This window comes from Dehalococcoidia bacterium (assembly GCA_041653995.1).
Taxonomy (GTDB): Bacteria; Chloroflexota; Dehalococcoidia; order GIF9; family UBA5629; genus CAIMUM01.
On sequence record JBAZEK010000002.1, the window covers coordinates 406,524 to 424,249 of the forward strand.

A 17,726-nucleotide genomic window follows, 5' to 3' on the forward strand; every position below is an offset into this window, starting at 1 on the left:
AGGATTTGAAAATGTTCTTCATATTGCTTGGAGCGCCCGGTGCAGGAAAGGGTACCCAGGCAGATATTATAGTTAAAGAGATGTCGTTGCCGCACGTTGCGTCAGGCGATCTTTTCAGGCATGCGCTGAAGAACGGGACCGATCTGGGAAAGCAGGCGGAATCGTACATGAAAGCCGGAAAACTGGTGCCTGACGAGATAACTATCAAGATGATCCTCGAAAGGATTGCAAAAGACGACTGCAAAAACGGTTGTGTCTTTGACGGTTTCCCCCGCACACTCGAACAGGCCAGGGCGCTGGATGCCGCGCTGGAGAAGCAGGGCAAAGCGATCGAAAGAGCCATATATATCGAGGTGCCCGAAAGCGTACTGCTCGACAGGCTGACCGGACGCTGGGTATGCCGGACCTGTCAGGCTCCTTTCCATCAAAAGAACCAGCCGCCCAAGAAAGAGGGCGTGTGCGATAAGTGTGAAGGCGAGCTTTACCAGAGAGCTGATGATAAAGAAGAGACTATTAAAGAGCGTCTGAAGGTTTATTTCGCCCAGACCATGCCGCTGCTTGAGTACTATGATAAAAAAGGCAGGCTTTTCAGATGCAACGGCAATCAGCACATAAACGAGGTGGGCAAAGATATAGTTCAGTTTCTTAAAGGACTGAAGCAGAAGAAATAAATGACTATTATTAAATCGGCCGAGGAGATCGCTATCATGCGAGAGGCCGGCAGGATTGTAGCGATAGTGTTACAGAGAATGAGCCAAGCAGTTAAACCGGGCATTAAGACGCGGCAGCTCAACGACCTGGCCGAAAAGGAATTGGGCAGGTGGAAAGAGGCCAGAGCGTCGTTCAAAGGCTATAACGGTTTTCCTGCCAGCATCTGTGCGTCGGTGAACGATGAGATCGTTCACGGCATACCTGACAACAGAGTGCTGAAGGAAGGCGACATAGTATCACTGGATTTCGGGGTCATTTTTAAAGGATTTCAGGGCGACGCCGCTGTTACCGTTGGTGTCGGTCAGATCAGCCCTGAAGCAACCCGTCTGATGGAAGTCGCCCGGACGTCCCTGATGCAGGGGATAGCGTCAGCGCGCGAAGGCGGGACGCTGGGGGATATCGGGGCAGCCATTCAGACTTACGCGGAACAGCAGGGTTACAATGTGGTCAGGGAATACTCGGGTCACGGAATCGGCAGGGATATGCATGAGGACCCGCTGGTGCCCAACTTCGGCACCAGAGGCGATGGGCTCAAGTTGAAAGAGGGCATGACACTTGCGCTTGAGCCGATGGTAAACGCCGGCGGCTGGAAGACACGGCAGAACGCCAACGGCTGGACGGTACATACCGCCGACCATAGCCTGTCGGCGCATTTTGAGCATACTATTGCCATCAGGAGCGGAGAAGCCCAGATCCTGACAATGCCGTAAGAACAGTATATGGATAAAAAAGAAGCAATTGAGGTCGAAGGAACTGTAATTGAATCGTTGCCCAATGCTACTTTCAGAGTGGAGTTGGCCAACGGTCACAGGGTCCTTGCACATATATCGGGAAAAATGCGCAGACACTACATCAGGATATTGCCAGCGGATAAAGTGCTGGTTGAGTTGTCACCTTACGATCTTACCAGAGGCAGGATAACCTACCGCTTCAAGTAAGACAGAGAGTATTGTTTTGACATAAAGTGAATAAAAGGATTATAGTATTAAGCGGTTTTTTTGGAAACGAGGACATATCGGAAATGAAGGTCAGAGCTTCAGTTAAAAAACGTTGTGAGAAGTGCAAAATAATCCGTCGCCGCGGCGTTGTGCGGGTGATTTGCGTGAACCCTAAACACAAGCAGCGTCAGGGATAGTCACAGGAGAAAATTAGAACATGGCTCGTATTGCAGGCGTAGACATTCCAAGGGAAAAGCAGGTGCTTTTCTCTATACAGTATATCCATGGTATAGGACCGAGCATCAGCAAAAAGATCTTGAAGACGCTGAAGATAGATCCGACCAAGAAGGTCAAAGATCTGACTGATGAGGAAGTCAGCCGCATACGTGAAAGGATAGACAAGGACTATAACGTAGAGGGTGAGCTTCGCAAAGAGGTCACCATGAATGTCAAGCGGTTGATAGAAATAGGCAGCCGCCGTGGTATCAGGCACAAGCGGAACCTGCCGGTGCGGGGACAGAGGACGCGTACCAACGCGCGCACCAAGCGTGGAGCCAAGAAGACTGTCGCCGGGCGCGGGCAGAAGCGCGGCGCTACCAAGAAGTAAAGGAGTAACCAGCTGATATGCCGCAGAAAAAGAAGGTCAGAACAAGAAAACGCGAACGGAAGCTGATTCACGAAGGCAAAGCCTTTGTAACATCAACTTTTAACAATACTATCATTACGCTGACGGACGCTAAAGGCGGCGTCATCTCGTGGGGCAGTTCGGGTACGGCTGGATTTAAAGGATCCCGCAAAGGCACCCCGTACGCGGCCCAGATGGCCGCGCAGGGCGCCGCCGCCAAGGCGAAGGAACACGGCCTGCGCCAGGTCGAGGTCTTTGTGCGCGGGCCCGGCAGCGGGCGGGAAGCCGCTATACGGGCTATACAGGCCTCGGGCATTGTGGTGTCCGGGATACGGGACGTAACGCCCGTGCCGCACAATGGATGCAGACCCAGAAAGAGAAGGCGAGTATAAGAAATGGCGAGATATACAGAAGCTTATTGTCGTTTGTGCCGTCGTACGGGCACCAAGCTCATGCTGAAGGGCGAGAGGTGCTTTACGGAGAAATGTGCCCTCGAGCGCAGGGATACACCTCCCGGACCCCATGCATCGGGCAGAAAGCGCCGGCCCAAGGTATCAGAGCGCGGCCTTCAGCTTATGGAAAAGCAGAAAGCCAAGTATACGTACGGCACGTTTGAGCGCCAGTTCCGCCGCTTTTTCCAGGAGGCATCCAGAGCACAGGGAATTACGGGTGATAACCTTGTGGCCCTGCTTGAAAGGCGGCTGGATAATGTCGTATTTCGCCTGGGATTCGCAGATTCGCGCAGCCAGGCCAGACAGATCGTGCGCCACGGGCACATCAAGCTCAACGGGCGCAGGACCGATGTCCCTTCCTGCCTGGTTAAAACAGGTGACGTGGTCGAATGGCGTAAAGAGAGCACAAAGAGCGAGTACTATAAGACTCTGGTTGAAAAAGTTGAGGATAAGGACGTGCCGGCGTGGATGTCATTGGAAAAAGAAAATATGACAGGCCGGATTGTATCGCTGCCGGCCGCTGGTGAGATAAAAACGAATTTCAACGAGAAAGCGATCGTGGAATTCTATTCCCGATAGGAGGATTTTTGGTTCAATTAGCTTTGCCAAAAATTGAATGTACCGAATACCGTGAGAATTACGGTAAATTCGTTGCCGAGCCGCTGGAAAAAGGTTTTGGCGTAATACTGGGTAACAGCATCCGGCGCGTGCTGCTCAGTTCTCTGCGCGGCGCAGCCATTACCTCGGTTATGGTCGAGGGTATAACGCAGGAGTTCAGCACCATCTCCAATATGAAAGAGGATGTGACTGAATTTTTGATGAATGTGCGTGACATACGCATCAAACTGCTCTCAAAGACTGCTGAAACGGGCAAAATGACGCTTAAAGTTAAGGGGAAGGTCGACCTGAAGGCTGGTGATATAGTTATAGAGAACCCGACCGATTTCGAAATTGTTAATCCCGACCTCTACCTGGCAACCCTCGATTCCAGTGAAGCTAAACTGAATATTGAGTTCACGGTCAAGGCAGGCAAGGGATACCAACCGGCGGGCATGGGTGACAGCGTGGGCATTATCGTTACCAGCGAAGGGACGAGCAAGGAGATATCCATTGATGCGGTGTTCTCCCCTGTTACACGCGCCAATTACGCTGTTGAGAGCAGCGGCCCGGGCCAGGGGGCGGGCAAAGAAAGACTGACACTGGAGATCTGGACCGACAACACAGTAGATCCGATCGAAGCCCTCTCTGAAAGCGTGGCTGTACTGATCGAGCAATTCAATTGTTTCACCGGCCTGGCCAGGACGATTGCAGATAAAGAAGAAAGTGAAGCCTGGCAGAAATCGATACCTGCGGATGTTTATAATATGCCTCTGGAGAAATTAAACCTGTCGACGCATACATACAACAGCCTGCGACGGGGAGGCATAACTATGACCGGCCAGCTACTGGAGAAGGGTCTGGATGGCCTGATGTCGCTGGGTGGATTCGGCGTTAAATCGAGGGAGGAAGTAGAGGTCGTATTAAAGGATTTGGGAGTTGAGTCGTCAGGCGCCCCTATTGAAAAAGATAAAAAGAAGAAGCGCGCTAAGAGCGCCGACACTGAAGGTGACAACGAATGAGACACAGGCTATCAGGGAAAAAACTGGGCAGACCGACAGCACATCGCTGGTCTTTGTACCGCAACCTTGTTACGGATCTGCTGAATCACGGCAAGATCACTACAACACTGCCCAAGGCCAAGGAAGCCAGGGGACTGGCTGACAAAATGATCACCCTGGGCAAAGAGGGAAGCCTGGCCTCGAGAAGGCGGGCGTTGGCCTTTATCTACGACGAGCAGGTTGTTGAAAAAGTATTTACCGAGTACGCACCGAGGTACAAATCGCGCCCGGGCGGCTACACACGTGTTTTAAAGCTGGGGTCCCGCGAAGGTGACCGGGCGCCTATGGCGCTTATCGAGATGGTGGAGTAAGATTCACTTTCGCGGTGGAGATCTTTAACAAGTTAAGAAAAATTGTTCTCGTGGTCGAATATAACGGCGTACGTTATTTCGGCTTCCAGTGGCAGAAAGCTCAGCCTACTATACAGGATGAGATTGAGAAGGCTATATTTAAGCTGACGGGCGAGGGGCGGCGCGTGATCGCTGCCTGCAGGACTGATACAGGAGTTCATGCCACGGGCCAGGTGGTTAGCTTCAGGACTGGCTCAGCATTGCCTGCGAAAGTATTCGTCAGCGGACTAAACCATTACTTGCCACGGGATATCTCGGTCCTCATGGCCGGCGAAGTTTCAGCCAGGTTCAATGTTATGAAAGATGCCGTCAGCCGTGAGTACAGGTATCTGATATTAAACAGGAGGTCGCGGGCATCCCTGGGGAATGATATTTATTACCATGTGGCGGCAGAGCTGGACACCGGGCGCATGGACCTGGCCAGCAAATTGCTCATAGGCGAGCATGATTTTGCTTCTTTTGTTACAGATTGGGATAGGGAGGAGAGCACGGTACGGACTATTTACGATGCGGGAATTACGCGTGAAGGCGATTTAATAGCCTTCAGCGTTAAAGCCAAATCGTTCTTAACGCACCAGGTGCGCAATATGGTGGGTACACTGGTAAGGGTTGGGATGGGGAAAATGGCAATAGAGGAATTTAAAGGTATTTTGGAGATGAAAAAATTGAGCCTGGCCGGGCCCACAGCACCGGCGCACGGGCTTTGTCTGGTAAAAGTTATTTACGCGGATAATTCGGAGTTTAAATATGAAAACCTATGCACCTAAAGCAAGTGAGATCGAAAGGAAATGGCATCTGGTGGACGCCAGCGGCCAGACCCTGGGAAGATTGTGTTCACAGATTGCCAAACTCCTTATCGGAAAGCATAAGGCCATGTTCGCCAACAATATGGATACAGGCGATTTCGTGGTAGTAATCAATGCTGAAAAGATAAGGGTAACGGGAAAGAAACTCTCAAATAAATCATACCACCGGGTTTCCGGGTATCCGGGCGGCATAAGGTCGGTGACGCTCGGCGAGATGCTGCAGAAGCATCCCGAACGAGTTATTGAGCATGCTGTTAAGGGCATGCTGCCCAACAGTACGCTGGGCAGGGCCATGTATAAAAAATTGAAGGTATATGCCGGCGATAAACATCCCCACGAGGCGCAACTGGCCGGCATAAAAGAATCTGACAAAGGGAGCACCCGCAAATGAGTACAACAACATATAATCGTGGAACGGGCAGAAGAAAGTGCGCCATAGCGCAGGTTAGAGTATCTTCCGGATCGGGCAATATTGTAATCAACGGTAAACCTTATCAGGAGCTTTTCACTCTGGTTGACCACAGGCGCATGATTGAGATGCCGTTTACTGTCACCGACACGGTCGGAAAATACAATGTCGAGATAAAAGTAACAGGCGGCGGCATGACAGGCCAGGCGGGCGCCATCAAACACGGTATAGCCCGTGCCCTGGTTAGCCTCAATGAAAGTTACAAGAGCCCGTTACGTCAGCACGGCCTGCTGACGCGCGATCCTCGTATCAAAGAACGGAAGAAATACGGTCTGAAACGAGCCCGCAAGGCTCCGCAGTACACCAAGCGTTAAAGTCGTGCGACGCAACAGCCAAACGAAAGGGCCCGCTTCAATCGAAGCGGGCCCTTATTATTATCGGGATTGAATATGGCACACTCGCCTGGTGCAATTCAGGGCTATATTACAGCTTGAGACAACCTGAGTTGACGGGTGCTTGCCTCCGCTATTTTACGGAAGTGGAAGCCGTAGATGGCCATGGATATCGATAGAGAGAACGAACGCGGGCGTTTAAACGCTGTCCAGAACATGAGGTCCCAAAAATGCCAGCGTTCCTTGCCCTGAACTCCCAGCACCCATAGCGACTTGAAAAACGCCCCGATATTCTGCGATTTCATAATCGAGATCTTCTGCCGTTTGGGCCGGTACTCTCGCAGGAATGTCTTTACCCGTGCGTAGTACTGGTTGGGCGCATAGATCGTATTGATTATTCTACGGTAGCCGTCCATCAGTTTGTTAACGTTCATCTTCGGCACGAAATTGATGGAGACGTCGGTGTTGTTGCCCGAGAAGCTGCTGCCGGTGAGGCGGTTCTCGCTCTCAAGGCGCTTATGCAGACGCGTGCCGCTGGGAGCATTCAAGAGGCCTACCATAGCCGTCACCACACCGCTGTTCTGCACGAAATTGATAACGTCCTGGAAAATCGACAGCGGATCGCTGTCGAATCCCACGATGAATCCACCCTGTACTTCCAGGCCGGCGTGCTGAAGCTTCTTCACCGCGGCTATGAGGTCACGGCTCGAGTTCTGTGATTTGCCGCATTCAGTCAGGCTCTGCTTATTGGGGGACTCGATGCCGATGAATACCATGTTGAAATTAGCTTTTGTCATCAGCCCCGTCAGTTCGTTGTCATCGGCCAGGTTGATGGACGTCTGCGTGTGGAAGGAAAAGGGGAAATGCCTCTTCTGTGACCATTCGATGATAGCCGGCAGCATCTCAGCTTTCAGCTTCTTCTTATTGCCGATGAAATTGTCATCCACGATAAAGACGCTATCCCGCCAGCCGGTGGCATGAAGCGCATCCAGCTCCCTGAGCATCTGCTCGCGTCCCTTGGTGCGCGGCATGTGACCGTTGAGCACCACGATATCGCAGAACTCGCAGTCAAAGGGGCAGCCGCGGGAATACTGGACAACCATAGATGAGTACTTCTTTTTCTGGACCAGGTCCCAGCGCGGTATCGGTGTGATATTGATATCAGGCCTGACCTTGGAAGTATACAACCTTTGCAGACAGCCCTTTTCCAGGTCTGAGAGGAAGGGGGGCAGGGTGACTTCAGCCTCGTCCAGCACGAAATGGTCCACGCAGGAGAATTCCTCGTGCTGCGTGGTGAATAGCGGTCCTCCGGCCACCACAGTCGCGCCCATCTTCTTGCAGCGCTTGATAACGGCCTTAGCAGAGTCCTTCTGCACCACCATGGCGCTGATAAAAACCATGTCAGCCCACTTGATGTCGTTATCGCTCAATCGCCCTGTGTTCATGTCCACCAGTTTCAGTTCCCATTCGGCGGGCAGCATGGCCGCCACGGTCAGCAGGCCGAGCGGCGGGAAGGCTGCTCTTTTAGAAACGAACTTGAGGGCATGTTTGAAGCTCCAGAAAGTGTCGGGGTATTCGGGATAGACTAATAGAATCTTCTTGTTAATGCGCATCACTAAGTATGACCCTCCCAGGTCATTTAAGCAAAGTATACTTGGATTATCGGGTCAAAGATATAGGTATCGTCCCCTATTCAGGGAGCTACTATGCCTCGGCCAGTCGTTTCTTCAGCAGGTTAATCTCGGGGATTGGGCTGGGGTCGATGCCGTTAAGCATTGCCAGGTAGTAGCTGACCCAATCTCCCAGCAGCACGAGGCTCATAACGTGTTTCAGGTCATTGCCCCCGTGGCTGTCTACATATTGATGGGGGATGCCGCGTTGATCCAGAAGTTCGCCGGTGATCTTATATCGGATCAGCGTGCGCGGATGCAGGGACTGGCAACGCAGGAAAATGACGTACATGCGTTCGGCCATATCCGCCGGGAATTGGTAGCCCAGGACTGCATTATGATTGAGCTCGGGCAGGGTCTCGAAAAAAGCCCACTGCTTGCTGTTCTCATTGATCTGGGTCTTCCATCTACGGGCGACATCGGTGAGTATGCCCGCGCCGTAAGCTACAGCAATTTTCCCGTATAGCCTGGAGGCCAGCATCTTGGCCTGGTTACGCTCGGATGGGCTGTTTTCCTGCCAGCTTGTCTCGAGGGTTTCCAGAGCCCTGATCATGCCATCCACATTCGCCGCTTTGGCGCTTGTAAAGCCAAGGTTGCACATTAACGCCAGCAGGGGCAGAAAACCATAACCCAGGGCCGCGCGTGGTGGAGAAACGTGTTCTATGACGAAAACAGGCACTTTGTTTTCGCGCGCCAGTTCAGTCAGCTTGCCGCCTGTTGATATAACAAGTTTCTTGCAGTCGGCTTTCAGCGCCTGCGTAAATCCCGAGATAGTCTCCTCAGTGTTCCCGGAATAGCTCGCCCCGATGACGAGCGTCCTTTCATCAACCCAGGCGGGAAGGTCATAGTCGCGGTGAACCAGCACGAGCGGACGGCTTAAGTCGGCAGTAAGCCCCCTGAGCAGGTCCCCGCCGATGGCTGAGCCGCCCATGCCCAGTATTACAACCCTATCGACATCAGAGTAGCCGGGAGGCAGTTTAAATTTGCAGGCTTTGTCCCAGGCCTGCCGGCATTGTTCGGGGAGGCCGCGTATCTGCGCCCCCATGCCGGATTTGTCCAGGGAAGCATAAAGGGAACTATCATCCAGGTTTACCATAGCTCATACCCCCACCATCTCCTGACCATATTGAATCAATCTTTGAACCTCATCCATGGAACTGCACTCGGCGTAAATACGCACCAGAGGCTCGGTGCCGGAGAAGCGTACCAGCAGCCAGGAGCCGTCCTCCAGTTTATAGCGAAATCCGTCCCGCTTATCCAGATTAACAACCTTCTGGCCTCCTATCTTAGAGACGGATGCTGTCGATAATTTCAGTAACATTTGCTGCTTGATTTCGTCTGTAGTGTGTATGTCCAGCCTGTCGTAGTAATGAGGGCCGACCTTTTTAAACAGACTCGCCAGTAATTGCGAGGGCGACTTGCCCGTTCGGACGATGTAGTCGATGAAATACAGGCCGGCCAGCATACCGTCTCTCTCGGGTATGTGTCCGCGGAAACCGTAGCCGCCGCTCTCTTCGCCGCCCAGCAAGGCCTTTTCCCTGATCATTACCGGCGCCACATATTTGAATCCCACCTGCTCCTCGAAGACGGGCACGTTATACATCTCACCAATCTGGAAGAGCATGTCGGTGGAAGTCAGTGTCTTAACCAGCGGGCCGCGCTCTTTGCGAACGTCCAGCAAATACATGGCAAGCAGAGCGAATACCTCCTGCGTGGTCATGAAACGGCCGTTCTCATCTATAATGCCGATACGGTCGGCGTCCCCGTCCGTGGCGAATCCGACCGCTGCATTATTCCGAATAACCTGCCTGGCAAGCTTGCTCAGGTTTTTACTGATCGGCTCCGGCTGTATACCCGGGAAAAGGGGATTGCGTATGCGGTTGATCTCGTGTACCTCTATCTGCCCCCCGTCCAGCAGGTTCTTGAAATAGCCGATGCCGGCGCCGAACATTGAATCTACGACGATCTTCAGCTTGTTTTTCTTGAGCGCCTCAATGTTTATCAGGCGGTTGAGTTGCCTCTCATAAGCATGGTAAGGATCGTGATACGAGACGAGCTTCTTCTTTAGAGCTTCTCCAAGGTCAAGTCGCTTTACCGTCCCCTTATCGACAGCGATGTTGGCCGATTTCTCGATTTGAGAAATGATCTCGGTGGGTGCACTGGAACCGCTGGCAACCTTGTACTTGAAACCATTGTAGTTACCCGGGTTATGGCTGGCCGTGATCATGATGGCGCCGTCGGCCTTGAGGGCTGTCACGGTGTAGCTGGTGACCGGTGTGGGAGCCGGCCTGGGTAGAAGAAAGACCCTGATGCCGTTGCCCGCCAGCACCTCGGCCGATGCCGCTGCAAACTCTTCGGAGCCGAAGCGGGTATCATAGCCTATAACGATACTACTCTTGGCCGTGCCGGCGAGATTTAGAAAATCTGCAACGCCCTGAGCGCAGGCGCGCACGTTATCAAAGGTGAAGTCTTCGGCAATAACGGCCCGCCAGCCATCAGTGCCGAACTTGATCTTCGGCGCCATAATCTATATCCCCGCTTCAGCCTTTAAAATCCTGGCTTTATCCGTCTTCTCCCAGGGAAACTTCACGTCGGTGCGGCCGAAATGACCGTAGGATGCAGTAGCCCGATAGATGGGCCTGCGCAGATCGAAGTATCTGATAATGGCTTCGGGCCGCATGTCGAAATGCTTGTGGATGAGTTTGAGTATGGCCGTATCGGCGATTTTGCCGGTGCCGAAGGTCTCAATGGACACCGAGAGGGGGTGTGCCACGCCGATGGAATAGGCGACCTGCAGTTCCAGCCTGTCAGCCAGTCCCGCAGCCACGCAGTTCTTGGCAATATAACGCGCCATGTACGTAGCCGAGCGGTCAACCTTGGTAGGGTCTTTGCCGGAGAAAGCGCCACCGCCGTGGCGAGCATAACCGCCGTAGGTATCCACCAGCAGTTTGCGGCCTGTAAAACCGGTATCGGAAACGGGCCCCCCCACCTCGAAACGCCCCGCGCTGTTGACGTATATCTTGGTGTTTTTATCCATCATCTCGGCCGGCATAACCGGCTTGATAACCTTCTGGATGATATCGCGACGGATGGTTTCGTTATCCGGTTCAGGATCATGGTGTGCCCCGATGACAACCGCCTCGATCCTTTTGGGCTTGCCATAGCTGTATTCCACGGTCACCTGTGATTTGCCGTCCGGCCGAAGGTAGGGGATGATGCTCCTTTTTCGGGCTTCGGCCAGGCGCTGGGTGAGCTTATGCGCCAGCGCGATGGGCAACGGCATAAGCTCTGCCGTCTCGTTGCAGGCATAGCCGAACATCATGCCCTGGTCTCCCGCCCCGGTCAGGTCCAGGTCGTCTACTTTCTTGCTGCCGGCTCTCACTTCCAGGGCCTTACTTACGCCGGCGTTGATATTAGGCGACTGCTTTTTAATTGATACGATGGTGGCAAGGCTCTGATAGTCGAACTGGAACTCCGGCTTGGTGTATCCTATTTCCTTAACAATCCGCCTGACTACGTCGGGTATCTCGACATAAGTCTTGGTAGTTATCTCGCCCAGAACGATAACCAGGCCGATAGTGACTGCTACTTCGCAGGCTACACGCGACTTGGGGTCATGCTCGATCATGGCATCGAGTATACCGTCGGCGACCTGGTCGCAAAGCTTATCGGGATGCCCTTCAGTGACCGATTCAGACGTAAAGAAATACTTGGGTGATCTCATGAACGTGTTTTTCATTGTTGCTCCTTGTGATTTTAAGTCCCCTCTTCCCAGCTCTCCAGGTATTTTTGCTGCTCACGCGTGAGCTTATCGATAGCAATATCCATTGATTTCAGCTTCAATCGTCCGACTTCGTTGTCGATCTCCAACGGGACCGGATAGACATCCGGTTTCAAGCTGCCCCTGTTTTTTATCAGGTATTCAAGTCCCAGCGCCTGGTTGGCAAAGCTCATGTCCATGACGCTGGCAGGATGGCCTTCGGCTGCTGCCAGGTTGATCAGCCGCCCTTCGCCCAGCAAATGAATGCGCCTGCCGTCAGGTAGTTTGTATTCGTCGACGAATTGCCTGGTGCGGCGGATGGCTGTCGCCATTTTTCCCAGGGCTGGAATATTGATCTCCACATTAAAGTGGCCGCTGTTGGCAAGGATGGCGCCGTCCTTCATCCTGGCAAAGTGCGGCCTGTCGATTACATGTCGATTGCCCGTTAGTGTGATAAAGACGTCACCCAGGGCGGCGGCGTCCAGTAAGGGCATAACCTGGAAGCCGTCCATGGCCGCTTCCAATGCGCTGATGGGATCTATCTCGCAAATAATAATACGGGCGCCCATCCCTTGAGCACGATGCGCCACGCCGCGGCCGCAATACCCGTAGCCCACCACCACCACAATCTTGCCTGCCCAGAGTATATTGGTAGCCCTTGTAATGCCGTCCAGGGTACTCTGCCCGGTCCCGTACCGGTTATCGAAGAAGTGCTTGGTCTTAGCATCGTTGACGGCGATAATTGGATATTTAAGCTTCTTTGCTCTGGCCATGTTCTTAAGGCGTATCACGCCGGTGGTCGTTTCCTCAGTGCCTCCAATAACGTTCTTCAGTAGTCCGGTACTCTCCCGGTGTATAGTGCTTACCAGATCGGCGCCGTCGTCGATCGTCAACTGCGGCTTATGGTCGAGAGCCGCCATGATGTGTTTATAGTAGGTCTTGTTGTCCTCCCCCTTGATACAGAATACGGGGAAACCGGACTTGACCAGCGCAGCCGCTACGTCGTCCTGCGTGCTTAGGGGATTTGACGCGCACAGCACCAGATCGGCGCCGCCGGCCTTGAGCGCATATGCCAGGTTGGCCGTCTCGGTGGTGATATGCAGGCAACCCGAAATACGGATGCCTTTGAATGGTTTCTGCCTGGAGAAGCGTTCCTGAATTAGTTTTAAGACAGGCATTTGATTCGCGGCCCACTCGATGCGGAGTTTGCCTTCGGCCGCCAGCTTGATGTCCTTGATATCATATTTCATAAAGCATTAATCCTTTGCAAAAGCGATGCAATAATATTACCTGATGCACTCTCAGTGTCAAGTATCAGGTGCTCGTCCGGCGATAGCTCGGTCACCGGATCATATTCTCTTTTTATATCTGCAAATATCTCCCAGCGCCCATCCGACACTGACCCGGCCCGGCTTCTTTCCTCCAGCCGTTGCCTGATGGTCTCATCCGGGGCGACGCACTCCACCGCCAGGAAGGCTGCGCCGTGCTTTACAGCAATCTGACGGGCTGCCAGACGGTCGGAGCGTTTCATGAATGAAGCATCCAGCACTATGGAGCGCCCTTTTTTAAGTTGTTCGCCCGCCCTGCGGAAGAGCTCATTGTAGGTCTGTTGCGTGGACTGCAGGCTGTACAGGCCGGAAGCAAAGTCTTCGTAATGCCGCTCGGAAGGCGGGATACCGGCCAGCTCTTTTCGGATCACATCGGAAGATAGTACGGAGCATCCCAGGCCACGGCCTATGGCCAACGCCGCGGTCGTTTTGCCGGCGCCTATAAGTCCGGTAGTAATGATCAATACCGGCCTGGGGTAGGCGTACCTGTAAGCCAGATTAAAATAAAGCTGCGCTTCCTCAACGATCGACTTTTTATCCTTCAGATAAGGGTCGTCGTATTTGAAGCAGGCTACTTTGCCCCTTACATACGCCCGGTAGCACTTGTAGAAATCAAGAAGGGCTCCCATCTCGCGATCGCCGCTGGCATTGATGTAGCTTTGGACGAATGAGCCCGACAGGTCCCCCCTTCCGTAGCGGTCAATATCCATAGCAAGAAACGCTATCTCGGAGGCCGTGTCGCAGTAGCGGAAGCGGTCGTTAAACTCGATGCAGTCGTAAATGTATATTTCGTCGGCGAAGCATACGTGCGCTGCATGCAGGTCCCCGTGGCAATCACGTATCTTTCCACCGGATACCCGGCTGTTGAAAAGCGAGGTATTGCCTGACAGGAATTGATCGTTATACTCCCTGATCAGCCGGTGGAATTTCTCTGTAATGAGTGTGCCTGTATATTTAATAGTCTGATCAAAATTCTCGTCTGTGTTTGTTCTGACCCCTTCCAGACTGCCGTATGCGTTTATGGCAGGACCGGTGGCTGCGCGGCAGTGGAAATCGGCCATCAGTCCGGCCACCTGCCCCAGCATGGCGGGGGTAACCGCGTCCTGTGGTAGCAGCAGGTCCATCATCCTGTCCCGGGGAAGCTGTTTCATCTTGACCGCATACTCAATCACCTCGCCTTTGCCTCCGAGCCGAATCCCATCGGGTGATTCAGAGATGGGTACTACATCCAGGTATGCCGCAGGGCAAAGGCGCCGGTTCAACTCCAGTTCCTGTCGGCAGAAGCGCTCCCTTTTCTCAAGGGTGGTGTAATCCAGGTATCCCAGATTGACCGGCTTTTTAGTCTTATATGCATAATCGCCTGTGAGGAATATAAAGGACATCTGGGTCTGCTGTAACTCCACGGCGGCTGGTCGTTCCGGATATGTCGAGGGATTTAACAGCGCCTGTACATAAGGAGGAAATTTTGACGGCATAACGCGTGATATTGTAGCAGTTTTACTCGTCTTTTTCACGCGTGATCATCATCGTGGCCGTATGGAGAGGCATCAAACAGGCCGGATAAGTTATAATTCAACCGTTATCAGGGCGCCAGTGAGAAAGAAATGAAGAGTGACGAAATGAGACTGTTTCGGGAGCGGTTGGCCGCGCTGCGCGTTAATCCCGCCGCTTTAGAAAGTATAAGGATTTACGGCTCAAACGGCGGCGTTATACAGAACACAAAAGGAAAGGAGGCCTCGCTTCAAATTTACACGGCTATCGCCTCCAATGACGGTTATATCAATGCGGAAGGAGCTGAAAAAGGGCTGGCTGTATACGGGAATACTCTGAGAGATGAGGCAAAGAGGAGCCCCGGCAAACATCCTGAGATAGAAAGGTTGGAAAGCATCGCCCGCTCGAAGCAGGCCGCCAGGTGCGATATCATACGCCGCGAGTCCTGCAAGCAGGTGTCCGGGCGTATTATGAAGGTACTGCCTGAAGCGCTGAGAAAATACCCGACGCCCTTTTACATTTATGATGAGCAGGGCATCAGGGAAACAGCCGGGGCGTATAAAAAGGCCTTTGCCTGGGTGAAGCCGGGATACAGGAACTACTTCGCTGTAAAAGCGTGCCCCAATCCGCACATCGTAAATATTTTAAAGGGGGAGGGCTTCGGGGCCGACTGCAGCTCCCTGGCGGAGCTTGTTATTGCTGAGAAGCTGGGGTTGAGAGGCGAGGACATCATGTTCACCTCCAACGATACGCCGGCTGAGGAATATATTAAAGCAAAACAACTCGGCGCCATTATCAATCTGGATGATACATCACATATCGGCTACCTGGATAAGAACGCCGGGATGCCCGGACTGATCTGTTTCAGGTATAACCCGGGACCGTTGAGGAAAGGCAACGATTTCATCGGCGATCCCCGGGAGGCCAAATACGGCGTTACCACCAAGCAGATTCAGGGCGCCTATATCAAGGCCATGGAACTGGGTGCGGAAAGATTCGGTCTACACACCATGGTCGTCTCCAATATGCTGGATGAGCAATACCTGGAGGAAACGGCGGTGATGCTCTTCAAGCTGGCTGCGATGATAAACCACGATACAGGTATAAAGTTCGATTTTATCAACCTGGGCGGCGGGTTCGGCATTCCCTACAAACCCGAGCAGCCTGCCATCGACCTGAACAAGGTCTCCGCCCGTATTAGCACCGCCTACAAGAAATATATTCGAGACATGGGTTTAAGCCCGGTGCGGATAGTTACCGAATGCGGCAGGGCCATCACCGGCCCTCACGGGTTCCTGGTATCGAGGGTACGGCATGTTTCGCGGAAATATAAGGAATTCGTGGGATTGGACGCGTGCATGGCCAACCTGATGCGACCTGCACTGTACGGCGCGTACCACCATATAACGGTGCTGGGCAAAGAAAATCAGCCTAAAGACCGCGTGTACGATGTAACAGGCTCACTTTGCGAGAACAACGACAAATTCGCTGTGAACCGTCCGCTGCCGGAGGTTGTGCCGGGCGACGTCCTGATAATTCATGACGCCGGCGCACACGGCTATGCCATGGGCTTCCAGTATAACGGGAAGCTGCGCTGCGCGGAGCTGCTGGCTACTTCCGGGGGCAAGGTGCGTCAGATACGGCGGGCCGAGGTACTGGACGATTATCTGGGAACAATCGAGAAATGGCCATAGGCGGTCTACGCCTGGCTGCCGTTGGAATTGTCTGTTACTGTCTTATAACCGTTTAAGCTACTGTCTCCTGCCAACCTGTCCAGCCACTCAATCGATTTAAGTTGCTTGTCCAGCAAATAGCGCACGTTTTCACGCAGTATGCCCTTTATCTCCCTGGCCAGCTCGGCGCTGAGCTTTACCCGCCCGGCGGTGGCGATGTCGCTACGCTGCCAGAGGCGCAGAACCTTCTGCGCATTTAACGATATAGTTTTTGCCGACATATCGGAATAGCCGCACTCCCGGCAGAGCACGCCGCCCTGTGCCGGATTAAAGTAGTTCGGTTCCGGCTGGAGTATCCTGTTGCAGTTGGCGCATTTTTGAAGCTGTGGGGTGTAACCCAGGTGATCCAGCAGGCGCAGTTCAAAGAACTGTACCATGCGTTGCCCATCCCCCGTTTCCGCCAGCCGCCTCAAAGTATCGAGGAACAATTCGAACATCTCCCGGTCTTCGACGTTCTCTTCGATAAAACTGTCTACCAGTTCCGAAAGGTAAAAGCCGCAGGACATAAGCTCAAGGCTGTCGCGCATGGGAAGGAAGATGTCCAGCGCCTGTGCCTGCGTAACGATGTCAAGGTTGCGGCCGCGCGACAGCATCAGTTGGCTGTGTGCGAGCAGCTCGACATTGCCTCCCAGTTTGCTGCCGGGCCGCATTGCCCCTTTGGCAATGGCCCTCACCTTGCCGTGGTCTGCGGTGAAGATAGTGAGAAGCCTGTCGGCCTCACCGAATTTATAACGCTTTATGATGATGCCGGTAGTACGGTAAACCCGCGCGGCCATGGGTACGCTAACTCATCTCCTGCCGCCCTTCCAGGGCGCGGCTGAGCGTGACATCATCGGCATATTCGAGGTCACCACCGAAAGGGAGGCCTCGTGCCAGCCGGGTGACCCTGATGCCCAGGGGGGAGACCAGCCGCTGAATGTACATCGAAGTGGCCTCTCCCTCTGCGTTTGGATTGGTGGCCAGTATAACCTCGATTATACTGCTGGAATTCAGGCGGTCCAGCAGTTCTCGTATATGCAGGTCCTCGGGCTTGATGCCGTCGCCGGGTGATATCACACCGTGCAATACGTGGTAGAGGCCCCGGAACTTTTTAGTGCGCTCCAGCGGCAAGATATCAATCGGCTCCTCCACCACGCAGATCCTGGTCAGGTCTCTTGTTCCGTCCGCGCATATCCCACAGGGATCGGTATCCGTTATATTGAGGCAGGTAGAGCACAGCCTGAGATTCTGTTTTACGGCAATTATGGCTTCAGCGAGGTCGCGGGTTCTTTCGGGCGGCGCCTGCAGCAGGTGATAGGCCAGGCGCTGGGCGCTCTTTGGTCCTATACCCGGAAGCCTGTTCAGCTCTTCAATAAGCCTTGATATGGGCCGGGCGGAGGGCAGGAAATCGGGATTCAAATATC

General features: G+C 53.4%; 21 protein-coding genes. 13 read left to right on the forward strand and 8 right to left on the reverse strand.

What is annotated here, in order from left to right:
- Window positions 1-11: 11 nt before the first annotated feature.
- The 12 genes from WC359_08145 to rpsI all read left to right on the forward strand — a co-directional run bounded on the left by WC359_08145 (window position 12) and on the right by rpsI (window position 6,323).
- Complete coding sequence (locus tag WC359_08145; GenBank protein MFA5400393.1) at window positions 12-671, forward strand: adenylate kinase; 660 nt, start codon at window positions 12-14, stop codon at window positions 669-671.
- Window positions 672-1,421, forward strand: coding sequence for a type I methionyl aminopeptidase (map, locus tag WC359_08150; GenBank protein MFA5400394.1), 750 nt, complete (start codon window positions 672-674; stop codon window positions 1,419-1,421). It abuts the gene before it with no gap.
- Window positions 1,422-1,430: 9 nt separating this feature from the next.
- On the forward strand, window positions 1,431-1,649 hold the full coding sequence (infA, locus tag WC359_08155; GenBank protein MFA5400395.1) for a translation initiation factor IF-1: 219 nt from the start codon (window positions 1,431-1,433) through the stop codon (window positions 1,647-1,649).
- Between the two features lie 83 nt (window positions 1,650-1,732).
- On the forward strand, window positions 1,733-1,846 hold the full coding sequence (gene rpmJ / locus WC359_08160; protein MFA5400396.1) for a 50S ribosomal protein L36: 114 nt from the start codon (window positions 1,733-1,735) through the stop codon (window positions 1,844-1,846).
- A gap of 20 nt (window positions 1,847-1,866) precedes the next feature.
- Window positions 1,867-2,256 (forward strand): 30S ribosomal protein S13, encoded by a 390-nt coding sequence (rpsM, locus tag WC359_08165; GenBank protein ID MFA5400397.1) that lies wholly within the window; start codon window positions 1,867-1,869, stop codon window positions 2,254-2,256.
- A 17-nt stretch (window positions 2,257-2,273) separates the two neighbouring features.
- Window positions 2,274-2,666 (forward strand): 30S ribosomal protein S11, encoded by a 393-nt coding sequence (rpsK, locus tag WC359_08170; protein ID MFA5400398.1) that lies wholly within the window; start codon window positions 2,274-2,276, stop codon window positions 2,664-2,666.
- Window positions 2,667-2,669: 3 nt separating this feature from the next.
- On the forward strand, window positions 2,670-3,305 hold the full coding sequence (rpsD, locus tag WC359_08175; protein ID MFA5400399.1) for a 30S ribosomal protein S4: 636 nt from the start codon (window positions 2,670-2,672) through the stop codon (window positions 3,303-3,305).
- Window positions 3,306-3,313: 8 nt separating this feature from the next.
- Window positions 3,314-4,345, forward strand: a complete 1,032-nt coding sequence (locus tag WC359_08180) for a DNA-directed RNA polymerase subunit alpha (GenBank protein ID MFA5400400.1) — start codon at window positions 3,314-3,316, stop codon at window positions 4,343-4,345.
- Window positions 4,342-4,695, forward strand: a complete 354-nt coding sequence (gene rplQ, locus WC359_08185; protein ID MFA5400401.1) for a 50S ribosomal protein L17 — start codon at window positions 4,342-4,344, stop codon at window positions 4,693-4,695. Before WC359_08180 ends, rplQ begins: the two co-directional genes overlap by 4 nt.
- 14 nt (window positions 4,696-4,709) lie before the next feature.
- Entirely contained in the window at window positions 4,710-5,501 is a 792-nt protein-coding gene (truA, locus tag WC359_08190; GenBank protein ID MFA5400402.1) for a tRNA pseudouridine(38-40) synthase TruA, read from the forward strand.
- A complete protein-coding gene (rplM, locus tag WC359_08195; GenBank protein MFA5400403.1) occupies window positions 5,482-5,931 on the forward strand; it encodes a 50S ribosomal protein L13 in 450 nt (149 codons plus the stop codon). The genes truA and rplM overlap by 20 nt, the downstream gene beginning before the upstream one ends.
- Window positions 5,928-6,323 carry a 30S ribosomal protein S9 gene (rpsI, locus tag WC359_08200; GenBank protein ID MFA5400404.1) on the forward strand — a complete coding sequence of 132 codons (396 nt, stop codon included), beginning with the start codon at window positions 5,928-5,930 and terminating at the stop codon, window positions 6,321-6,323. The genes rplM and rpsI overlap by 4 nt, the downstream gene beginning before the upstream one ends.
- A gap of 104 nt (window positions 6,324-6,427) precedes the next feature.
- Here rpsI and WC359_08205 read toward each other — a convergent pair whose 3' ends face one another.
- The 6 genes from WC359_08205 to WC359_08230 form a co-directional block, all read right to left on the reverse strand.
- On the reverse strand, window positions 6,428-7,954 hold the full coding sequence (locus WC359_08205) for a B12-binding domain-containing radical SAM protein (GenBank protein ID MFA5400405.1): 1,527 nt from the start codon (window positions 7,952-7,954) through the stop codon (window positions 6,428-6,430).
- Window positions 7,955-8,045: 91 nt separating this feature from the next.
- Window positions 8,046-9,107: a bifunctional phosphoglucose/phosphomannose isomerase gene (locus WC359_08210; GenBank protein MFA5400406.1), complete on the reverse strand. Its 1,062-nt coding sequence runs from the start codon at window positions 9,105-9,107 to the stop codon at window positions 8,046-8,048.
- A gap of 3 nt (window positions 9,108-9,110) precedes the next feature.
- Window positions 9,111-10,535 (reverse strand): phosphoglucomutase/phosphomannomutase family protein, encoded by a 1,425-nt coding sequence (locus WC359_08215; protein MFA5400407.1) that lies wholly within the window; start codon window positions 10,533-10,535, stop codon window positions 9,111-9,113.
- Between the two features lie 3 nt (window positions 10,536-10,538).
- Entirely contained in the window at window positions 10,539-11,750 is a 1,212-nt protein-coding gene (gene metK, locus WC359_08220; GenBank protein MFA5400408.1) for a methionine adenosyltransferase, read from the reverse strand.
- 17 nt (window positions 11,751-11,767) lie between these two features.
- Window positions 11,768-13,021 (reverse strand): adenosylhomocysteinase, encoded by a 1,254-nt coding sequence (locus tag WC359_08225; GenBank protein ID MFA5400409.1) that lies wholly within the window; start codon window positions 13,019-13,021, stop codon window positions 11,768-11,770.
- Complete coding sequence (locus WC359_08230; GenBank protein ID MFA5400410.1) at window positions 13,018-14,481, reverse strand: AAA family ATPase; 1,464 nt, start codon at window positions 14,479-14,481, stop codon at window positions 13,018-13,020. The genes WC359_08225 and WC359_08230 overlap by 4 nt, the downstream gene beginning before the upstream one ends.
- A gap of 222 nt (window positions 14,482-14,703) precedes the next feature.
- On the opposite strand from WC359_08230, the gene WC359_08235 reads away from it, so the two are divergent.
- Window positions 14,704-16,284, forward strand: a complete 1,581-nt coding sequence (locus WC359_08235; protein ID MFA5400411.1) for a DUF2322 family protein — start codon at window positions 14,704-14,706, stop codon at window positions 16,282-16,284.
- A gap of 5 nt (window positions 16,285-16,289) precedes the next feature.
- Here the strand turns inward: WC359_08235 and recO are convergent, their stop codons facing one another.
- Window positions 16,290-17,099 carry a DNA repair protein RecO gene (gene recO, locus WC359_08240; GenBank protein MFA5400412.1) on the reverse strand — a complete coding sequence of 270 codons (810 nt, stop codon included), beginning with the start codon at window positions 17,097-17,099 and terminating at the stop codon, window positions 16,290-16,292.
- A gap of 7 nt (window positions 17,100-17,106) precedes the next feature.
- Window positions 17,107-17,706, reverse strand: a complete 600-nt coding sequence (gene recR / locus WC359_08245; GenBank protein ID MFA5400413.1) for a recombination mediator RecR — start codon at window positions 17,704-17,706, stop codon at window positions 17,107-17,109.
- Window positions 17,707-17,726 lie beyond the last annotated feature (20 nt).